Below are 15,557 nucleotides of genomic sequence, written 5' to 3'. Positions count from 1 at the left end.
TGGAAATAATATAAAAGATGCTTATGCGGCTTGAGCCCTGAATTCTAAGGGGCTCAAGCCGTTTAATCTTTCTTGGTAACGCTCTGTATTATAGAACGAAATATACTCCTGAATGGATTTTTCTAGATCTTCATATGTATCATACTTATTCAAATAATATTTTTCGCATTTGAGTGTACCCCAAAAAGCCTCAATTGGCCCGTTATCAATGCAACGTCCCACTCTAGACATACTGTGCATCATATCAGTTTGATGTATCATCCGTTTAAAAAATATCGAAGTATATTGATAACCTCGATCACTATGAATAAGAGGATGCTCATTTTCTTTTAAGCTCTGTATTGCTGGAACCATCGTATTAAGAACGAGTTCATTATTATTGGAATGTCCCAATTTAAAACTCACAATCGAGTTATCATACAAGTCAATAATGGCACTTAGGTGTGCCCGTTTCTTATTACCATATTTAAATTCTGTGACATCTGTACACCATTTTTGATTTGGTTTTTCTGCTTTGAAATTACGCTTAAGAATATTTTCTGCCACATAGTCCGGGTTGGATTTATGATATTTTTTTCTCTTTCGACGAATAACCGATTTTAGGCGAGAAATTTTCATCAAACGATAAATACGCTTTTTATTTACTCTTGGTAAATTTGCTTTTTCACGATGACGATTAATGGTCATTGTAATACGACGATACCCATAAATTCCTTCTACTTGTGAATAGATTAATTGGATTGATTCTAGTAGTTGTTCATTCTCAACTTCTCGTTTGGATGGCTGACGGTTCAGCCATTTATAGTAAGCAGCACGTGTAACACCGGCTATTTTACATAATAAAATAGTAGGTAAGGCTTCGTTAGCTACTAATTCTTGAATCACCATATAACGATTGTGAATACGCTCTTTACTTAACGATGCCTCCTTTCGATTTCCTCTAACTTTTTTAAGAACAGATTTTCAGCACGTAACCTTTCATTTTCACGTTCAATCCGTTGGATTTCTAAACGTAGTTTAGCTTCCTCACTTAACTCTTCTTCTGCCTTGGTACGGCCACGGCGATCCTGTAATCCTAGTTCACCATGCTCTTCGTATTTCTTTACCCATTGATATACTTGTTGGTAAGAAACTGTATATTTTTCAGCTATAGCCTGGTAGTTTTTAGCGTTGGCAATACAAGCTTGTACAATAATAATACGTTCTTCTACAGTAGTCTTTTTTCTCTTTGTCATAGTTTGGCTCATTCCTTTACCCGAATCTTTTAATTCACTATGACTAGTATACTTTTTAATCCAATTCCGCAAAACCGATGTTCCGGAAAGTCTATATTTTCTAACAGTCTCTCTTAATGAATGCTCTCCTGAAATATAGTCTTGAACAGCTGCTAATTTTACTTCTTTCGTATAGCTATTGTGATTTGTTAACCTTTCAAGACCATGTTCTCCAAAAAAGCGATAATTATTTTGCCAATCTTTAATTGTTCTAGGATCAACTTTATATAGTTCGGCAACTTCATTAAGAGTTAAGTAACTATTGTTATAAAAATTTAGAATCTCAAATTTTTCTTCTTTAGAAAAGTGGTTTCTTTTCATAAAAAATCTCCACCATAGGTAAACAGATTTTTATTTTTTCATCTGTCTACTTATGAGGGAGCATATCAGTCTACTCTATAGGGTACACTTTAGTTCTTCCTAGTTTTTTTAAGTAACTTTTCAAGGAAGAAACAGTTAAGGAGTTGGAAGTTTGGATTATGCCCTTTAAAAGGGAATGGGAGTTACATAAAAAGCCCAAAGAACTAGAAAGGCAGGCATAAATTAACGTTTATGAGAGGGGAATAAATCATTAACTAAATACTTCATTTCTATCTTTTAAAATAATTACAGAGTTTTTATTTGAATAGGTTATTATATACTTCTTTAGAACAATTAGAGTCAAACACCTGGTTCTAAAAACTACTATAAATCTAAGAGTTAAATCCTATCTACGATAGGATTCAGTATTATTTTTAATTTGTATGAAATAATCCGACAAAATTATTATTGGTATTCCGTTTATATAGAGTCCTATCAACACTTCATAAATAAACCTGTTAAAGCTATTTAGCTAATGGTAATATTACATCTGACATCTGAGAAGGTTTTAAGGGAGGAAGATGAAAATACTCTTTACACTGGATATGTATAAAACGTATTGTATGTTCATCCGATACCCTATAAAATTACTTTTAAATAAATTATTAAATATTTCTATAACCTTTTGTTTCGTAGTATTCTAGAGGTTTACTAAATCAGAGGATTAAATTTTTATTAATGATAGTAAAAATACTGCTTTTGGTGTTGGTGTTTTTTTCTACTTTTTTTTAGATTGTTATGATAAGATTTGGATTGTAATTAGTCGAAAAGGAGGTTCTTTATGCTTGGCTTTGAGATTTTAACAAGTAAAAATGAGCAAGATAACACGTGCTATCTTTGTTCTGCGACATTATTGGACTATATAATGAGCTTAACCGAGGACTTTATGGACTATAACATTCAAAGAGGAATTGTGTCTAATGTATACTTAGATAATCTAGTTGATACAGTTCTTCAAAAAAGACATATTCCTCCAATAACATTAGTAGTCAGTTCATATTCGTTAAAGGGAAAACAATTAGATGTGGATGAGTACAAAATATTAGATGGTTTACAACGTACATATAGGCTAAAGGTTATTTGGGACACGGTTATGTTTTTAGAAAAGTATGTTCTAACTGATAAGGTAATTGATTTTCCTGAACTATCTAAATACCAACTATCTAGAAGATATGGTAAAGGTTTACGTAATTTCGGATCAACTACATCTATTTTAGAAAAATTAATCAGATTTTATAAAGAAGCTGGATTAGAGGATCTAAAGAATTGTTTTAATGTGCCACAGTGGTTTGAAATATGGAATAATTTATCTCCTGAAGAAGAAGTCGAAAAGATGCTAATTTTAAATGCAGGTCACAAACCTGTTTCTTTGAAACATCAATTAGAATTGTTATTTTTAAACATTATTCCCCATATTAATGAGATTAAACAAAATACTGGAAAAGATATTGAACTTATAAGGGCAAAAGCTAGCTTATCAAGTAAGAAAAGAAGTATAGGTGAGATCTATTTTCCACACCTTATTTCATCTGCTTTGTCCTTTATTAATGGCGCACCCATAACCACAAATACAGGTCTTATAAGTGAGATGCAGGAGGACAGTACCAATAATTATAAGAATTATCTTAATTATAGCTTTTTAGAAGGACTTACGACCTTTTTATTTGAACTTGATGAGTATTTAGTATCTATTTATGGAGAAGAAGAGGGTCTTCAATGGATATCGAGAGAAACTGTATCAGTAGGGTTGTTTGGTGCATTAGGCAAGTATGTTTCACTTAAAGCTGAAAATGATTATTATACACCTGAAAATGTATTCCTTGAATTCATGAATAATTTACGTGCATCTCAAGATGATATCTTAAAAATACGTGATTATAATGAGTTAAGGGCCAATCTAGATTTGAGTAGGGTAAACGTGGGAAACGTTACTAAAAATGCAATATTTAAAGGGATATTTAAACTTGCAAATTCTAACTTTGCAGAACCAATAGACTGGTATACTTGCTTTAGGGGTGATAAAGATGCAGACTAACCCCAGGTTAGATACAGAGAAAAGTGCAATGGAAGTCTTTTATAAAAATATTAATAAATTATTAGATGAGATCATAAATGATGATAAGGTAAATAATTATAGCAGTGGGCTTGATGGAATTGATAATAAGGAAACGTTTGACTCCATTATCGCAAACTTAGTGGAGATATCCGAAGATATAGAACAGGCAGAAACTTCTACAGAGATCTTTAGCGATTTTGATCTACTAGAAACCATTTTTAAGGAATTACAAGATAAATACCCTGATTTTTTAAATGAAATAAAACATTATTATCCAATTGTTTTTTCTCTATGTAGAAAAATTACTGAAATGGATTCAACTCAAGTTCACGAGCTGATTGTTACTGATAGTAATTTTGTTTTAGTACCAATTGAAATTGGAGTAAGTAGGTTTGTGTTTACAAATCAAGACGCTGATGATACTATCATTCTAATTTCTTTGGAAGATGTAATTGAGTTTAGAGAGTCATTAAACGAAGTAGCGTCAAACACCTTATTTCATCTTTTAGAATCTATTGATTTTACACAATCACCACCTTCAAGCAATAAATATTGCTTTGTTTCTAATAGGTATGCTACTAAAATTAATCAGCTTAAGTCATTTATACAATTAAACAAAGTAGCAGCTGGCGGGGAAGTCCATACACCATATGATTATAGAAAGCAACCTTCAATTACTTCTAATATTTCTTGGAATATTATGAATGGTTACCATCAATTTTCTGATGTAATTTATATCTTAAGTGAATATAATCATCAAAAAATTATCTTAGACAAATATTTAAAGATTTATCAGGTTATTGAAAATTTCATGTACAAATTACCGATTAGTGCTATTGTAAATGGGAATAGTGATATGTTTTCCATCAGAGATTTTAAAAACTTATATAATAAAGTTGCAAATAATGAAATGGATGCATTAGAAAAATTTATTAAAACTATTTTTAGAGAGGAATATAAAACAGGTATAGATTTTAAAAGATTCATTCATGATGCATGGGTTAATTTTGCTAGTAATCAATCTAAATGCGCTTTCATTGATGCTGGTTTAGAGAAAATTGGAGTTGGAAATAAATGCGCAAATGTAAACAGAGGAAATATGGATAATTTTCTGGCGAATTTAATTTATAAAATGAGAAACTCAATTGTTCATAACAAGGAAACAGAATTCCATATTACATATGGGAATCTGTTTGATTATCCTGGTATTCAGTATTTACTAGAAGACTTTTTACTTACTGTACTTGAAGAAGTAACCTTCCACCTAATTATAAACAAAAATGTAAATATTTCTTATTTATATCCTAACTTGAAACTATTTGAAGATTAAACTTAGTGTGTCCTAATTCATTGGTGTATGGATTTTTTAAAGCATAAGCCTGGTTTTAAAAAAATTAACAACTAAAATTTTGATTTACAACTACGGTTAGTCATTTTTAAGAACTTTATTTTTTTTGATTCTATCTTGGTGAAAATATAATAATTATTTTTCAAGTAAATTTAATAATTACTTTGAGCAATCATTATAAGCTATAGATAATAATTATTTATCCTTCTTAATATAGACAATTTGTAACAAACGCAATGAACTTCTAAGTAGTATTACTCATTAAGGAGGTAAACTGACAAGAGGGACAGTTTTTTAATATTTATGCTTGTAAATTAAGTAATAATGAGTTTTTGATGAATAAAATTTGTTGATGAATTCTTGTAAAAGGGTATGGAAGGTATTAATGACTATATCAGGAATTCATGGAATTGTTTCAAGTCCACCTAGGTTTCATGAATACTATCCAACGTTTTTACAATGAAACGTTGGATAGTATTTTTTGTGTCGGTTTAACCCATCAAGAAGTACAAGGAATGACTCAAATATAGTAAAGGCTGCAACCCTTTCTTGTATCATGGATTGGGATCTATAACTATGACTTCAAAATCGAAGTTTCTAACAAGTTAGATGCGGCTACAGGTAATATTGCAGGTTTGTACAATATTTTAACAAATTTGTCGAGGAAGCGAATAATCCTTTACAAACTAATCTCCATCGATCTAAATGGATTTGTTTTTCATCCGAAATGCATGTAACCGCTAAAATAAAGTGAACAGTTTTTGCTCACTTCCAATGAACACTTTTCGCCTAATAAATTCATTCCTGTAAACTGGGTTTATCAGTTTGTAGGAGGAGCAAAATGGAGGAAAAGTTAATGATATAATTAGAGATTCACCAATTAACTAAACAAAGATTAAGAGTTTCTCAAATTGCTAAAAGATTAAAGATTTCCCGAACTACTGTGTATAAATATTTGGATGACTTTCGAAGAAGCTGTAAATGAATTTGATATTGGTGAACGAAAAAAGATATTGGATCCCTATCGGGATTGGATTGTCAATTGGCTGAAGGAATATCCCTCCCTCAGTGGAGCTCAGATTTTTGATTGGCTACAGGAAAGGTTTCCAAATATTAAAGTCGGAGAAAGTACAGTGCGACGCTATGTAAATGAAGTAAGAGAACTGTATCAAATCGAAAAGAAAGAAGAATCACGTGAATATGAGTCTGTCGATGAATTACCACTAGGAAAACAGCTGCAGGTTGATTGGGGACAATCCGTTCAAAAGGATATGTATGGTAAGGAAGTACGCCTCTATTTCATTGCGTTCGTACTAGCACATTCCCGACATAAATATATGTGGTGGCTCAACAGACCCTTCACCACCGAGGACACCATGCGCTGTCATGAACTAGCTTTTCAATATTATGGTGGTGTCCCTGAAGAAGTTGTATATGATCAGGCAATTTGATTGCGGTAAGTGAGAATGCAGGAGATCTAATCTTGACTAAAGGATTCCAAAAATATATTCAGCAAAGAAAGTTTCGAGTGTATCTATGTAGAAAGGCAGACCCTGAATCTAAAGGAAAAGTCGAGAATTGTCATAAAATACATAAAGAACAACTTTGCCAAGAACCGAGTGTATTCTACACTGGAAGATTGGAACTATCGTAGCCTAAAATGGCTTGAAAGAACCGGAAACTTCAAGGTGCATAATACAACTAAAAAGAGACCTTACGAAGTGTTTCTCCTGGAAAAGCAACACTTGCGAAAGATCTCTAACCCGCTTTCTTATGAAAGCAACTATACTGAAATTATAACAAGGAATGTCCGTAAGGACAATACAGTGCACTTCAAATCGAATCGATATTCTGTACCTGTGGGTACATATACTAGACAAGCAATAGTCCATATACACATCGCCGACTATGTACAGAAGATTTGTGACCCTTCCACAGGAGAAATTATTGCGGAGCATTCTATCTCTCAAGATAAAGGGAGACTAGTCAAGAATAAGAACCATTCTCGTGAGCGGTCCAAGTCGCTCGCCTTATTAAGACAAGAACTAATCGCCTTTCTTGCCCATGATAAAGCGACAAACTACATAGATAAAGTCAGCAAAGACTAAGACTATGGACGTTATCGATGAGACCAATTCACACTAATTAAAAAAGTGGCTCAAGAAAACAAGGAATGGGTCCACTTAGCGCTTGAGAAGTGTATAAATGAAGGCCTGTACAGCGCCAATAGCTTTCGTGATGTCGTGGGATTTCTTAAGCAAACATCACTTGATCAGCAACATAGAATCATAGAGGAGAGCGACAAAATCCCAGTAGATATAGAGGTTCAGACTAGAGGAATGGATCAATACCTCCAATTGACGGGAGGAAAATATGGTGAGTAAAAGTGTCATGGAAATCCAGCAATCTTTTCGACTGTTAAGGATGGTGGAAACTGCAGTTGGTCTCACTGATCTCCTTCTCAAGGCGGAACAGAAATCTTGGACCTATCTTGCGTTATTGGAAGAATTAACCACGTTTCAACTTAAAAAACGAGAAGAGAAAAGTATTGAAAAGCGATTGAACTGGGCACGATTCCCTTACCATAGACCAATTCATATGTTCCGAGTCGAGGAACAAGGCGCAATTACTGAAAGGCAATTAAAGCAGTTACGTGAATATGAGTGGCTTGAACAAAACTATAATCTCATACTACTTGGACCGCCAGGAGCGGCCAAGACGCTACTTACCCTGGGACTTGGTTTTGAAGCAATGTATAAGGGATTTCAAGTATATTTCATAACAATGGGTGAGTTGATTCAGTTACTTAAGACAGAGGAGTACGTAAACAAATCTAAGATCCAGTTGAAGCGCTTGCGCGCTTCTGATCTGGTCATAATTGATGACATCATGTATATGGCAATGCATCAACGAGAAGCTACCTTTTTTTCAATTAGTCCACCAACTATACGAGCAAAGTTCTTTAATTTTGACATCTAATTGAAGCCCTGAAGAGTGGACAGAGATTGTCGGAAATCAAGGAATGATGACCGGAATATTGGATCGATTATTGCATCGTGTCGTGGTTATTCATATGAATAATTAAAGTCATCGACTGAAGAATCAACAAAGGATTTTTAAAGATTAAAAGTGAAAGGGGTTGACGGTTACAACAATTTGATAATCAGATGGGTACTTAATGTATACGATCTCCAAACAAACTTTGTTCAAATAATTTTGTTCTCATTGATAAAATAAAAGGAATTGAAATTAACTTCTGTCGAAATTTGTTGATTTTTTATAATTGTTTAATCCTCTATATTTTTTCATAATAAACTATGGAGGTATAAATATATGAACAAAAAAATTATAACTATAATGGCCTGTATTGCAATTATTTTACCATTACTATTAGCAATAGCGATGAACTCCGAGATTTTTTCTAAAGCATTAGGTGATGCAAACGGCTGGTTAGGCTTCTGGGGTGGATATTTAGGTGCTATTATTGGTGCTATTACTGTATTTGTTTTAACCATGCTACAGGTATCAATTCAAAGGCAGTTACATAAAGAAACTCTTGATGCGCAAATTAAACTTAATAGAGATACGCTTAAAGAAAGTGACCTAAGACAAAGACAATTAACTATGGCTAATTTGCGGATAAATAAAATTGAGAACATAATACAAACTATAATAATATTAAACAGCTTAAATATGGAAAGATACAGCATACTTTTTAGATGGAACGAAATTAAGAAAGAAATAAAATCAATAAAAAAAGATTATAAGAGGGCAAAAACAAATAATAAATATGCAGAAATCTTTAATAGTCAAATGCCAAAGCATGCTTTGAGCAATAAGTCCTTTAATGTAAAGAGGAAAATAATTAGAAGGAAAAGGATAAAGTATAATGATTTAATTTTAGTTAATGAGGCGTTAAACATAAGTCTTAAGGAGCTTGATGAAATACAACAAAAAGAAACTATGAAACATAGTGAAATCATTGCTTGTTCTGCAAAAATAAAAGCGGAAAGTTTCCTAGTTGACCTGGATAGTGGGTTAGATGAATTTCGAATTTATCAAAATAGTGTTATTGATTTATTCTGTGATAAAATCGAACAAAGTGATACTACAAATTTCCTAGTATTGCTTGAAAATAGTAAAGAAGAAACAAGGGTTAAAGTAAACGATGCAATTCGGCTTTGCCAAAGCAAATTAACAAGAGAGGTTAATGAGTTTACAAAGTAAAAATCTTACAAGTAAAAATGGAGAGACCCAGATAATTGAGATAAGGGAAAAACACCCTTGATGCGTATTATAAATTGCCCTTTGGACAGTAAAATAATAAGTGATGTATGCGGCTTGAGCCTTGAAGTCTAAGGGGCTAAAGCCGTTTAATCTTTCTTGGTATCGTTCTGTATAATAGAACGAAATATACTCTTAAATGGATTTTTCAAGATCTTTATATGTATCATAATTAATCAAATAATACTTTCACATTTGACTGTACCCTAAAAAGCCACGTTATGCAACGTCCCACTCTAGACATACTATGCATCACATGTATCACCCTTTTAAAAAAATACCGATGTGTATTTATAACCACGATTACTATTATCCCTATTAATACTAGAAAATATTTCTTGGTCAAATTTTAATAGTTTTTTAATAAGTAAGTGAGAATAAATTTAAAAGAAGTATAAGAAAAAAATCATATTTGTAATTTAGTGTTGAAAGTTAGGTGAAGTTTGTTTTTATAAAAAGAATCTAAATTTCTAGGAATATTAACCGATAAATAATTAGGGTGATAAAATGAGTAGAGATTATAATCAAATGAAGTCGGTATCAAAATATTTGAAGAAAAGGTATGGCAATATCCGAGGATATTGCATGCAGGATATTGATATATTAGTTGAAGACATAAGTAATGACCACTCTCTAGTTCAATTAAAAAAGATGAAGCGGAGGATCGATGGACAATTGTCAGTTAGTAAAGATACTAGCTACCTTAATAATAATCCTATAAATTTATTAATAGCATTACTTCCTATATTAGCAACAAGTCTTATTGCATTTATAACTATTGGTGCTAATAGCATAAATTTCTATGTTGAAAATTACATGAAAATATATAATCAAAAAATTACAAAAGAAGAATTGAAATCTATTTTTATAGATATATTAAACCCTACTGTCTTTTTTAATATATATACTATGTTTTTATTAATATTTTTTGTAATAATTTATTTAATGATACTACTGATAAATAAAGGATTGAGAAGACCAATTTATAATACATATAATTATTCAGTAATATTAGAGGAAGCAATTATACAAAAGAAGAGGGAAAATACAGAGCAGGGAGAAATTTTATAGTTAAACTACAAAAAACGTAGTAAATAAATATTAGGGCTTAACCCTAATCGCATATAATGTGAATTATATGCGAATAAAAATTATATTTTAACACTTAATTCTCTTATTAGATAAACTGTGTTAACTGGTATTCGGACTTAAAAAGGCTCGCTGCCGTAAAAGATGTTTTATGCGGCATTCCTGTCTTAATTTAAAAATGAAAATATTAATTTCATAGCTATATAATGAAGAGCCTTTCCTTCAACAAAGGAAATGCTCTTTTTTTGTACTTGGCAAGTTATCAAATAGATTATAGAGAAATCCTGAAAAATCCAACCTATCAAATCACCTCATAAAACAAAAAGTCAAACCCAAAAACACTTAGTACAATTTATTCCAACTCCACTGGCCAAATTCCGCATTAATAATTCCACACAATTACCTTATAATCAATTTGTAAGCGATAACAAAAGGAGGGTTAGGGTTGCTTTTAAATGATAATCAAATATTTTTAGATTTAGAATTAAGTAATCGAGATGCAGTATTAGAGTTTATTTCTCTCCAGGCACAGCGATTAGGGATAATTGAAGATCAAGAAATTCTGTTGAAGGATTTTATTAGCAGGGAAGATCAGTATCCTACTGCTTTTCAGGAGGGAATTGCTATTCCGCATGCTAAAAGTGTGACTGTTAAGAAAGCGGCTCTATTTTTTATTAAAACGAAAGAAAAAATGGATTGGAACTCTCCTGATTATTTTAAGGTGAAATTTATTTTTGCTATTTTGGTTCCGGCAATGGAGGCAGGTACAAAGCATATAAAAATTCTGTCAGCACTTGCTGGGAATCTAATGGAGGAGCAATTTCAGGAACGTCTTTTTAAAGTGGAGACTAAAGAGGATATTTTGAATTTATTTAAGAGTGTAGAAATGGAGGTTGCGTAAAGATGAAGTTTGTAGGAGTAACAGCTTGTATTGCGGGGTTAGCTCACACACCTATGGCGGCTAAAGCATTAGAAAAGGCAGGAGCTAAGTTAGGGCATTCGGTAAAAATGGAACAGCAAGGAGCTATGGGCTTTATAAACGATTTAACAGAGGCAGATATAAGTGAGGCGGATGCAGTTATTATAGCGGCAGATAAGGCGATTGAAGGGGAGGAACGATTTAAGGGGAAGCCGGTTGTACGGGTGAAATTGGGTCAGGCCGTTTCCCATGGTGAAGCTGTAATTGAAAAAATTGTTCAGGCTATAGAAAAAAGAAAGCAATCCTAATGCTATGGAGGAAAGAAGATGAAATCACAAGCCAATGCATTTAAAACCCATTTAATGACAGGTATTTCTTATGTTCTTCCGGTTATTATCGCTGGTTCGTTAGTTGTAGCACTTGCGAAAATAATAAGCTTTGCAGCGGGTTATACAGATTTAAGTAAATTTGCTGAAACAAGTGGTTTCCTGCATTATATATACTTATTTGAACAAGTCGGCTGGACAGCAATCGGGTTATTGAACTTGGTGTTAGGAGCTTATATAGCTTTTTCCATTGCAGGTAGGCCGGCGCTGGCAGCAGGTCTTGTCGGTGGCGCCTTAGCAAGCTCAACAAATGCTGGTTTTATTGGTGCTGTTGTGGCTGGTTTCTTTGCCGGGTGGCTTACAAATTGGGTGAAAAAGCGGGTTGTTATTAGTGGTTCACTCGCAAGTGCAGTACCATTAATTATCCTCCCACTAATTACTGTGGGAGCGATCGGAATTTTAATGGCATTGGTCTTAGGTGGACCGTTAGGCTGGATTAATACATCTTTATTAAACTGGATTACGGAAATGACGCAAAGTAATGTTAATAATGTTGTTTTAGCATTGGTGCTTGGTGCCATGATTGCTTTTGACATGGGAGGACCAGTAAACAAGGCAGCATGGATGGCAGGTAATGCACTGCTGATGAGTGGCATATACCTGCCTGCGATTATAGTAAATATTGCAATTTGTATACCGCCATTAGGTTATGGAATTGCTACATTACTTAAAAGGAAAAACTTCTCTCCAGAGCTTTTAGAGTCAGGTAAAGGATCATTAGTGATGGGGATAATTGGTATTACAGAGGGAGCAATTCCCTTTACATTAAAAAGTCCATTAAAACTGATACCTTTGAACGTTGTGGCAGGTGCTGCGGGAGCAGCCACTGCTGTGCTTCTTGGTGCTCATGAAATTATGCCGCCAGTTGGTGGAGTATATGGCTTCTTCACTGTAGGTAGCAGCTGGGCATATTTAGCTGGTATTTTAGTTGGTGCATTTATTATTGGGATTGGATCTAATCTGTTAGTTAATTTCCGAGATGACAAGGAACTGGAAAACAAACAAGCTGATAAGCAAAAAGAAGAATTGGATGAGCTTGATATTAGTTTTGACTAAAATATCATAGCAGCAATTAATCCAGGAATAAATATTACTATTTCTTAGGTGGATTCCTGTCTAAAATCTATCAAGGCAGGAATCTATTAGATAAAAATATGAAGTGTCCACTAATTATAGATAAGGAGTTTTGTACTAATGAAAAAAACAAAAGTCCATGTAGTTCCACATACTCACTGGGATAGAGAATGGTACTTTACATCGTCTAGATCAACTGTCTATTTAGTAAAGCATCTTCGAGAGGTTCTTGATACATTGGAAACCAATAAGGATTTCAAATATTACTTGATGGATGCTCAGACATCCCTTATTGAAGACTATTTAAAATATCAACCAGAGGATAGAGAAAGACTTGAAAAATTAGTTGCTGAAAAGCGGCTTTTAACGGGCCCTTGGTATACTCAAACCGACCAATTAGTCATTTCACAGGAATCTGTCGCAAGAAATCTTCTCTATGGTACTAAATATGCAAAACAATTGGGACACTCTTTTGAAATTGGTTATGTACCTGACGCATTCGGTCAAGGTGGAAATATGCCACAAATATACAAAAACTTTGGTATTAATCGTTTTTTATTTTGGCGTGGTGTGGCTGACAACCGCTTAAAACAAACAGAGTTTATTTGGGAAGGTGATGACGGAAGCCAAATGCTGGCTGAGCAAATACCTTTTGGATATTACCATGGTGGCAATATCCCGGAAGAAGAGGCGGATATAATCCCGTATATAGAGGATTTTGTAGGTAAACTAGAAGAAAAAGCCTCAACAAGTAATGTGTATTTTCCTAATGGATTTGATCAGGCACCTATTAGGACGAATCTTCCTGAACTTATTGAAAAATTTAATGAATTGGATCCTAGCCGAGAATATATTCTCCAATCACCAGAGAAATTCTTTGATGTACTGGAACAAGAGGTGAAAAACCTTCCTGTGATTAAAGGGGAACTAACGGAGGGAAAACATAGTAGGCTGCACAAGTCGATATTCTCGACAAGAGCAGATTTAAAACAAGCAAACAATGAGATTGAAAACTTCTTAGTAAATGTTCTAGAACCAGTACTTTCCATTAGTTTTTCTTTAGGGAATTTGTATCCGCATAGAGAACTTGAAGAAATCTGGAAGCTGATGTTTGAAAATGCAGCTCATGATAGTATTGGCGGCTGTAATAGTGATACAACTAATCAGGATGTAAAGTTTCGTTATAAGTTAGCGAAAGAAAAAGCGGAAAACCTTTTGGACATACATATGCGGTTAGTGACGGAAAGAATACCGTATCAACATCAGTTAAACTTTACTCTATTTAATCCGCTTCCTTATCAACGGTCCGGAGTCGTAAAGGTGGGGCTGTATATTCCAGAAGAGAACTTTGTTATTAAAGATTATCACGGAAATACCATGCCATTTGCTATTCTAAATAAAGTGGAATTAACTGATTATGTATTAAAACAAACGATTCGATTGAATCCAAGCAAAGAGATCTATATTCCAGAAAAGGTCTTTTTAGCTGAAATTTTAATACATGTGACGAATCTAAATGGTCTTGGCTATGATAGCTACTATTTGGAGCTGAATGACGGCGAATCAAATAACTTTAAAGAATCTACTAAAGCTGTGATTGAGAATGAATTTTATGAGATATCCGCTGCTGCAAATAATACACTAACTATATTAGACAAAGCATCTGGAAAAGAATATAAAAACCAAATGATTTTCGTTGAAAATGGAGATGATGGGGACTCCTATAATTACTCTCCTCCTAGAGAGGATTTGGTCAGCTATTCAACAGATTCTGAATTAATCAGTGTAAACTATTTTACCTCTGAGGTAGAAGAACATCTTGAAATAAAGCTAAACATGCAAGTGCCTTACAATCTCGAGGATAGGGCAAAAGGGATTGCCAACCAGGACTTTATCATCACCGCAAAGGTTGGTCTTCGGAAAAATGAAGAATTGATTCGTTTTGAAATAGATATGGACAATCAAGTACTAAGTCATCGAGTTTGTGTTCAATTTAATACAGAAATAATAAGTAAATTCTCTACTTCCGATCAGTTGTTTGGAACGGTTACTAGGCCGGTTTATTTACCAGAAATGGAGGTTTGGGAAGAGGAGAAGTGGGAAGAGGCTCCAATTTCGATCGAACCAATGCAAAGTTTTGTTTCCTTACATGAACAGAATCGTGTCGCTGCAATTTTCACAGAAGGCGTGCGAGAATATGAGATTGTTGGAAACTCATATGACACTATTCAATTAACTTTATTTAGAACCTTTAGTCATATGGGGAAAACGGATCTACTCTATCGACCAGGGCGAGCATCTGGAGAAACCATTGTTGAGACTCCAGATGCCCAGTTACTTGGAAAATTAAAGGCAACCTTTGCTTATTATATGAACAATAACCAATCCTTTGATGAAGCCGATATCGCAAGAATGGCAAAGGAATATTTATCGCCCATTCCGTATTACCAATTCTCTGACTTTCTAAATGGAAGAATGATTTATGCTTATCGTGATGAAGAAAAAACCAATCATTTATCTTACAGCCTGTTTACGTTTGAAAAGATGACTTCTGTTATTAGCACGATTAAGAAAGCAGAAGAAAGTAATAATCTAATTGTCCGTCTCTTTAATCCTTATATAGATAAAGTATCAACGATCGAAAAAGAACTAGTTGATAAAGGAGGCTTTGTGATGTTAGATGAAACAATGAAAGCAGAGGTAACAGAAGAATTACAGCCTTATAAATTCTGTACCATCTCTATCGAATTATAGAAGAATTCCACCT

The 15,557-nt window shown here is 33.6% G+C and carries 9 protein-coding genes and 2 pseudogenes; 10 read left to right on the top strand and 1 reads right to left on the bottom strand.

Features of this window, described 5'->3' with window-relative positions:
- Positions 1 to 21: 21 nt before the first annotated feature.
- A protein-coding gene (locus tag MKX82_RS25245; protein ID WP_341080982.1) for an IS3 family transposase occupies positions 22 to 1,595 on the bottom strand; the annotation gives its coding sequence in 2 pieces (ribosomal slippage) (positions 22 to 953 and positions 953 to 1,595; 1,575 coding nt in all).
- A gap of 820 nt (positions 1,596 to 2,415) precedes the next feature.
- Between MKX82_RS25245 and MKX82_RS25240 the strand changes: the two genes are divergently transcribed.
- The 10 genes and pseudogenes from MKX82_RS25240 to mngB all read left to right on the top strand — a co-directional run bounded on the left by MKX82_RS25240 (position 2,416) and on the right by mngB (position 15,544).
- Positions 2,416 to 3,669, top strand: a complete 1,254-nt coding sequence (locus MKX82_RS25240) for a hypothetical protein (protein WP_341080980.1) — start codon at positions 2,416 to 2,418, stop codon at positions 3,667 to 3,669.
- Positions 3,659 to 5,020 (top strand): hypothetical protein, encoded by a 1,362-nt coding sequence (locus MKX82_RS25235; RefSeq protein ID WP_341080979.1) that lies wholly within the window; start codon positions 3,659 to 3,661, stop codon positions 5,018 to 5,020. Before MKX82_RS25240 ends, MKX82_RS25235 begins: the two co-directional genes overlap by 11 nt.
- A gap of 889 nt (positions 5,021 to 5,909) precedes the next feature.
- Positions 5,910 to 7,422 (top strand): annotated as a pseudogene (gene istA, locus MKX82_RS30480) (IS21 family transposase).
- A pseudogene (locus MKX82_RS25215) lies at positions 7,415 to 8,123 on the top strand (ATP-binding protein). Before istA ends, MKX82_RS25215 begins: the two co-directional pseudogenes overlap by 8 nt.
- A gap of 248 nt (positions 8,124 to 8,371) precedes the next feature.
- A complete protein-coding gene (locus tag MKX82_RS25210) occupies positions 8,372 to 9,265 on the top strand; it encodes a hypothetical protein (RefSeq protein ID WP_341080969.1) in 894 nt (297 codons plus the stop codon).
- A gap of 564 nt (positions 9,266 to 9,829) precedes the next feature.
- On the top strand, positions 9,830 to 10,393 hold the full coding sequence (locus MKX82_RS25205) for a hypothetical protein (protein ID WP_341080967.1): 564 nt from the start codon (positions 9,830 to 9,832) through the stop codon (positions 10,391 to 10,393).
- A 463-nt stretch (positions 10,394 to 10,856) separates the two neighbouring features.
- Positions 10,857 to 11,312: a PTS sugar transporter subunit IIA gene (locus tag MKX82_RS25200; RefSeq protein ID WP_341080965.1), complete on the top strand. Its 456-nt coding sequence runs from the start codon at positions 10,857 to 10,859 to the stop codon at positions 11,310 to 11,312.
- A 2-nt stretch (positions 11,313 to 11,314) separates the two neighbouring features.
- Positions 11,315 to 11,638, top strand: coding sequence for a PTS fructose transporter subunit IIB (locus tag MKX82_RS25195; RefSeq protein WP_341080963.1), 324 nt, complete (start codon positions 11,315 to 11,317; stop codon positions 11,636 to 11,638).
- Positions 11,639 to 11,656: 18 nt separating this feature from the next.
- Positions 11,657 to 12,772, top strand: a complete 1,116-nt coding sequence (locus MKX82_RS25190; RefSeq protein WP_341080959.1) for a PTS fructose transporter subunit IIC — start codon at positions 11,657 to 11,659, stop codon at positions 12,770 to 12,772.
- A gap of 138 nt (positions 12,773 to 12,910) precedes the next feature.
- Entirely contained in the window at positions 12,911 to 15,544 is a 2,634-nt protein-coding gene (mngB, locus tag MKX82_RS25185; RefSeq protein ID WP_341080957.1) for a mannosylglycerate hydrolase, read from the top strand.
- Positions 15,545 to 15,557: the final 13 nt, after the last annotated feature.

Source organism: Niallia sp. FSL R7-0271, assembly GCF_038005785.1.
GTDB lineage: Bacteria > Bacillota > Bacilli > Bacillales > Cytobacillaceae > Niallia.
The sequence above is the reverse complement of the archived record's forward strand: the minus strand, read 5'-3'. Positions and strand labels throughout refer to the sequence as shown.

Coding starts and splice junctions, on each gene's coding strand:
- MKX82_RS25240 (WP_341080980.1), top strand. CDS start 2,416: ATGCTTGGCTTTGAGATTTTAACAAGTAAAAATGAGCAAGATAACACG.
- MKX82_RS25235 (WP_341080979.1), top strand. CDS start 3,659: ATGCAGACTAACCCCAGGTTAGATACAGAGAAAAGTGCAATGGAAGTC.
- MKX82_RS25210 (WP_341080969.1), top strand. CDS start 8,372: ATGAACAAAAAAATTATAACTATAATGGCCTGTATTGCAATTATTTTA.
- MKX82_RS25205 (WP_341080967.1), top strand. CDS start 9,830: ATGAGTAGAGATTATAATCAAATGAAGTCGGTATCAAAATATTTGAAG.
- MKX82_RS25195 (WP_341080963.1), top strand. CDS start 11,315: ATGAAGTTTGTAGGAGTAACAGCTTGTATTGCGGGGTTAGCTCACACA.
- MKX82_RS25190 (WP_341080959.1), top strand. CDS start 11,657: ATGAAATCACAAGCCAATGCATTTAAAACCCATTTAATGACAGGTATT.
- mngB (WP_341080957.1), top strand. CDS start 12,911: ATGAAAAAAACAAAAGTCCATGTAGTTCCACATACTCACTGGGATAGA.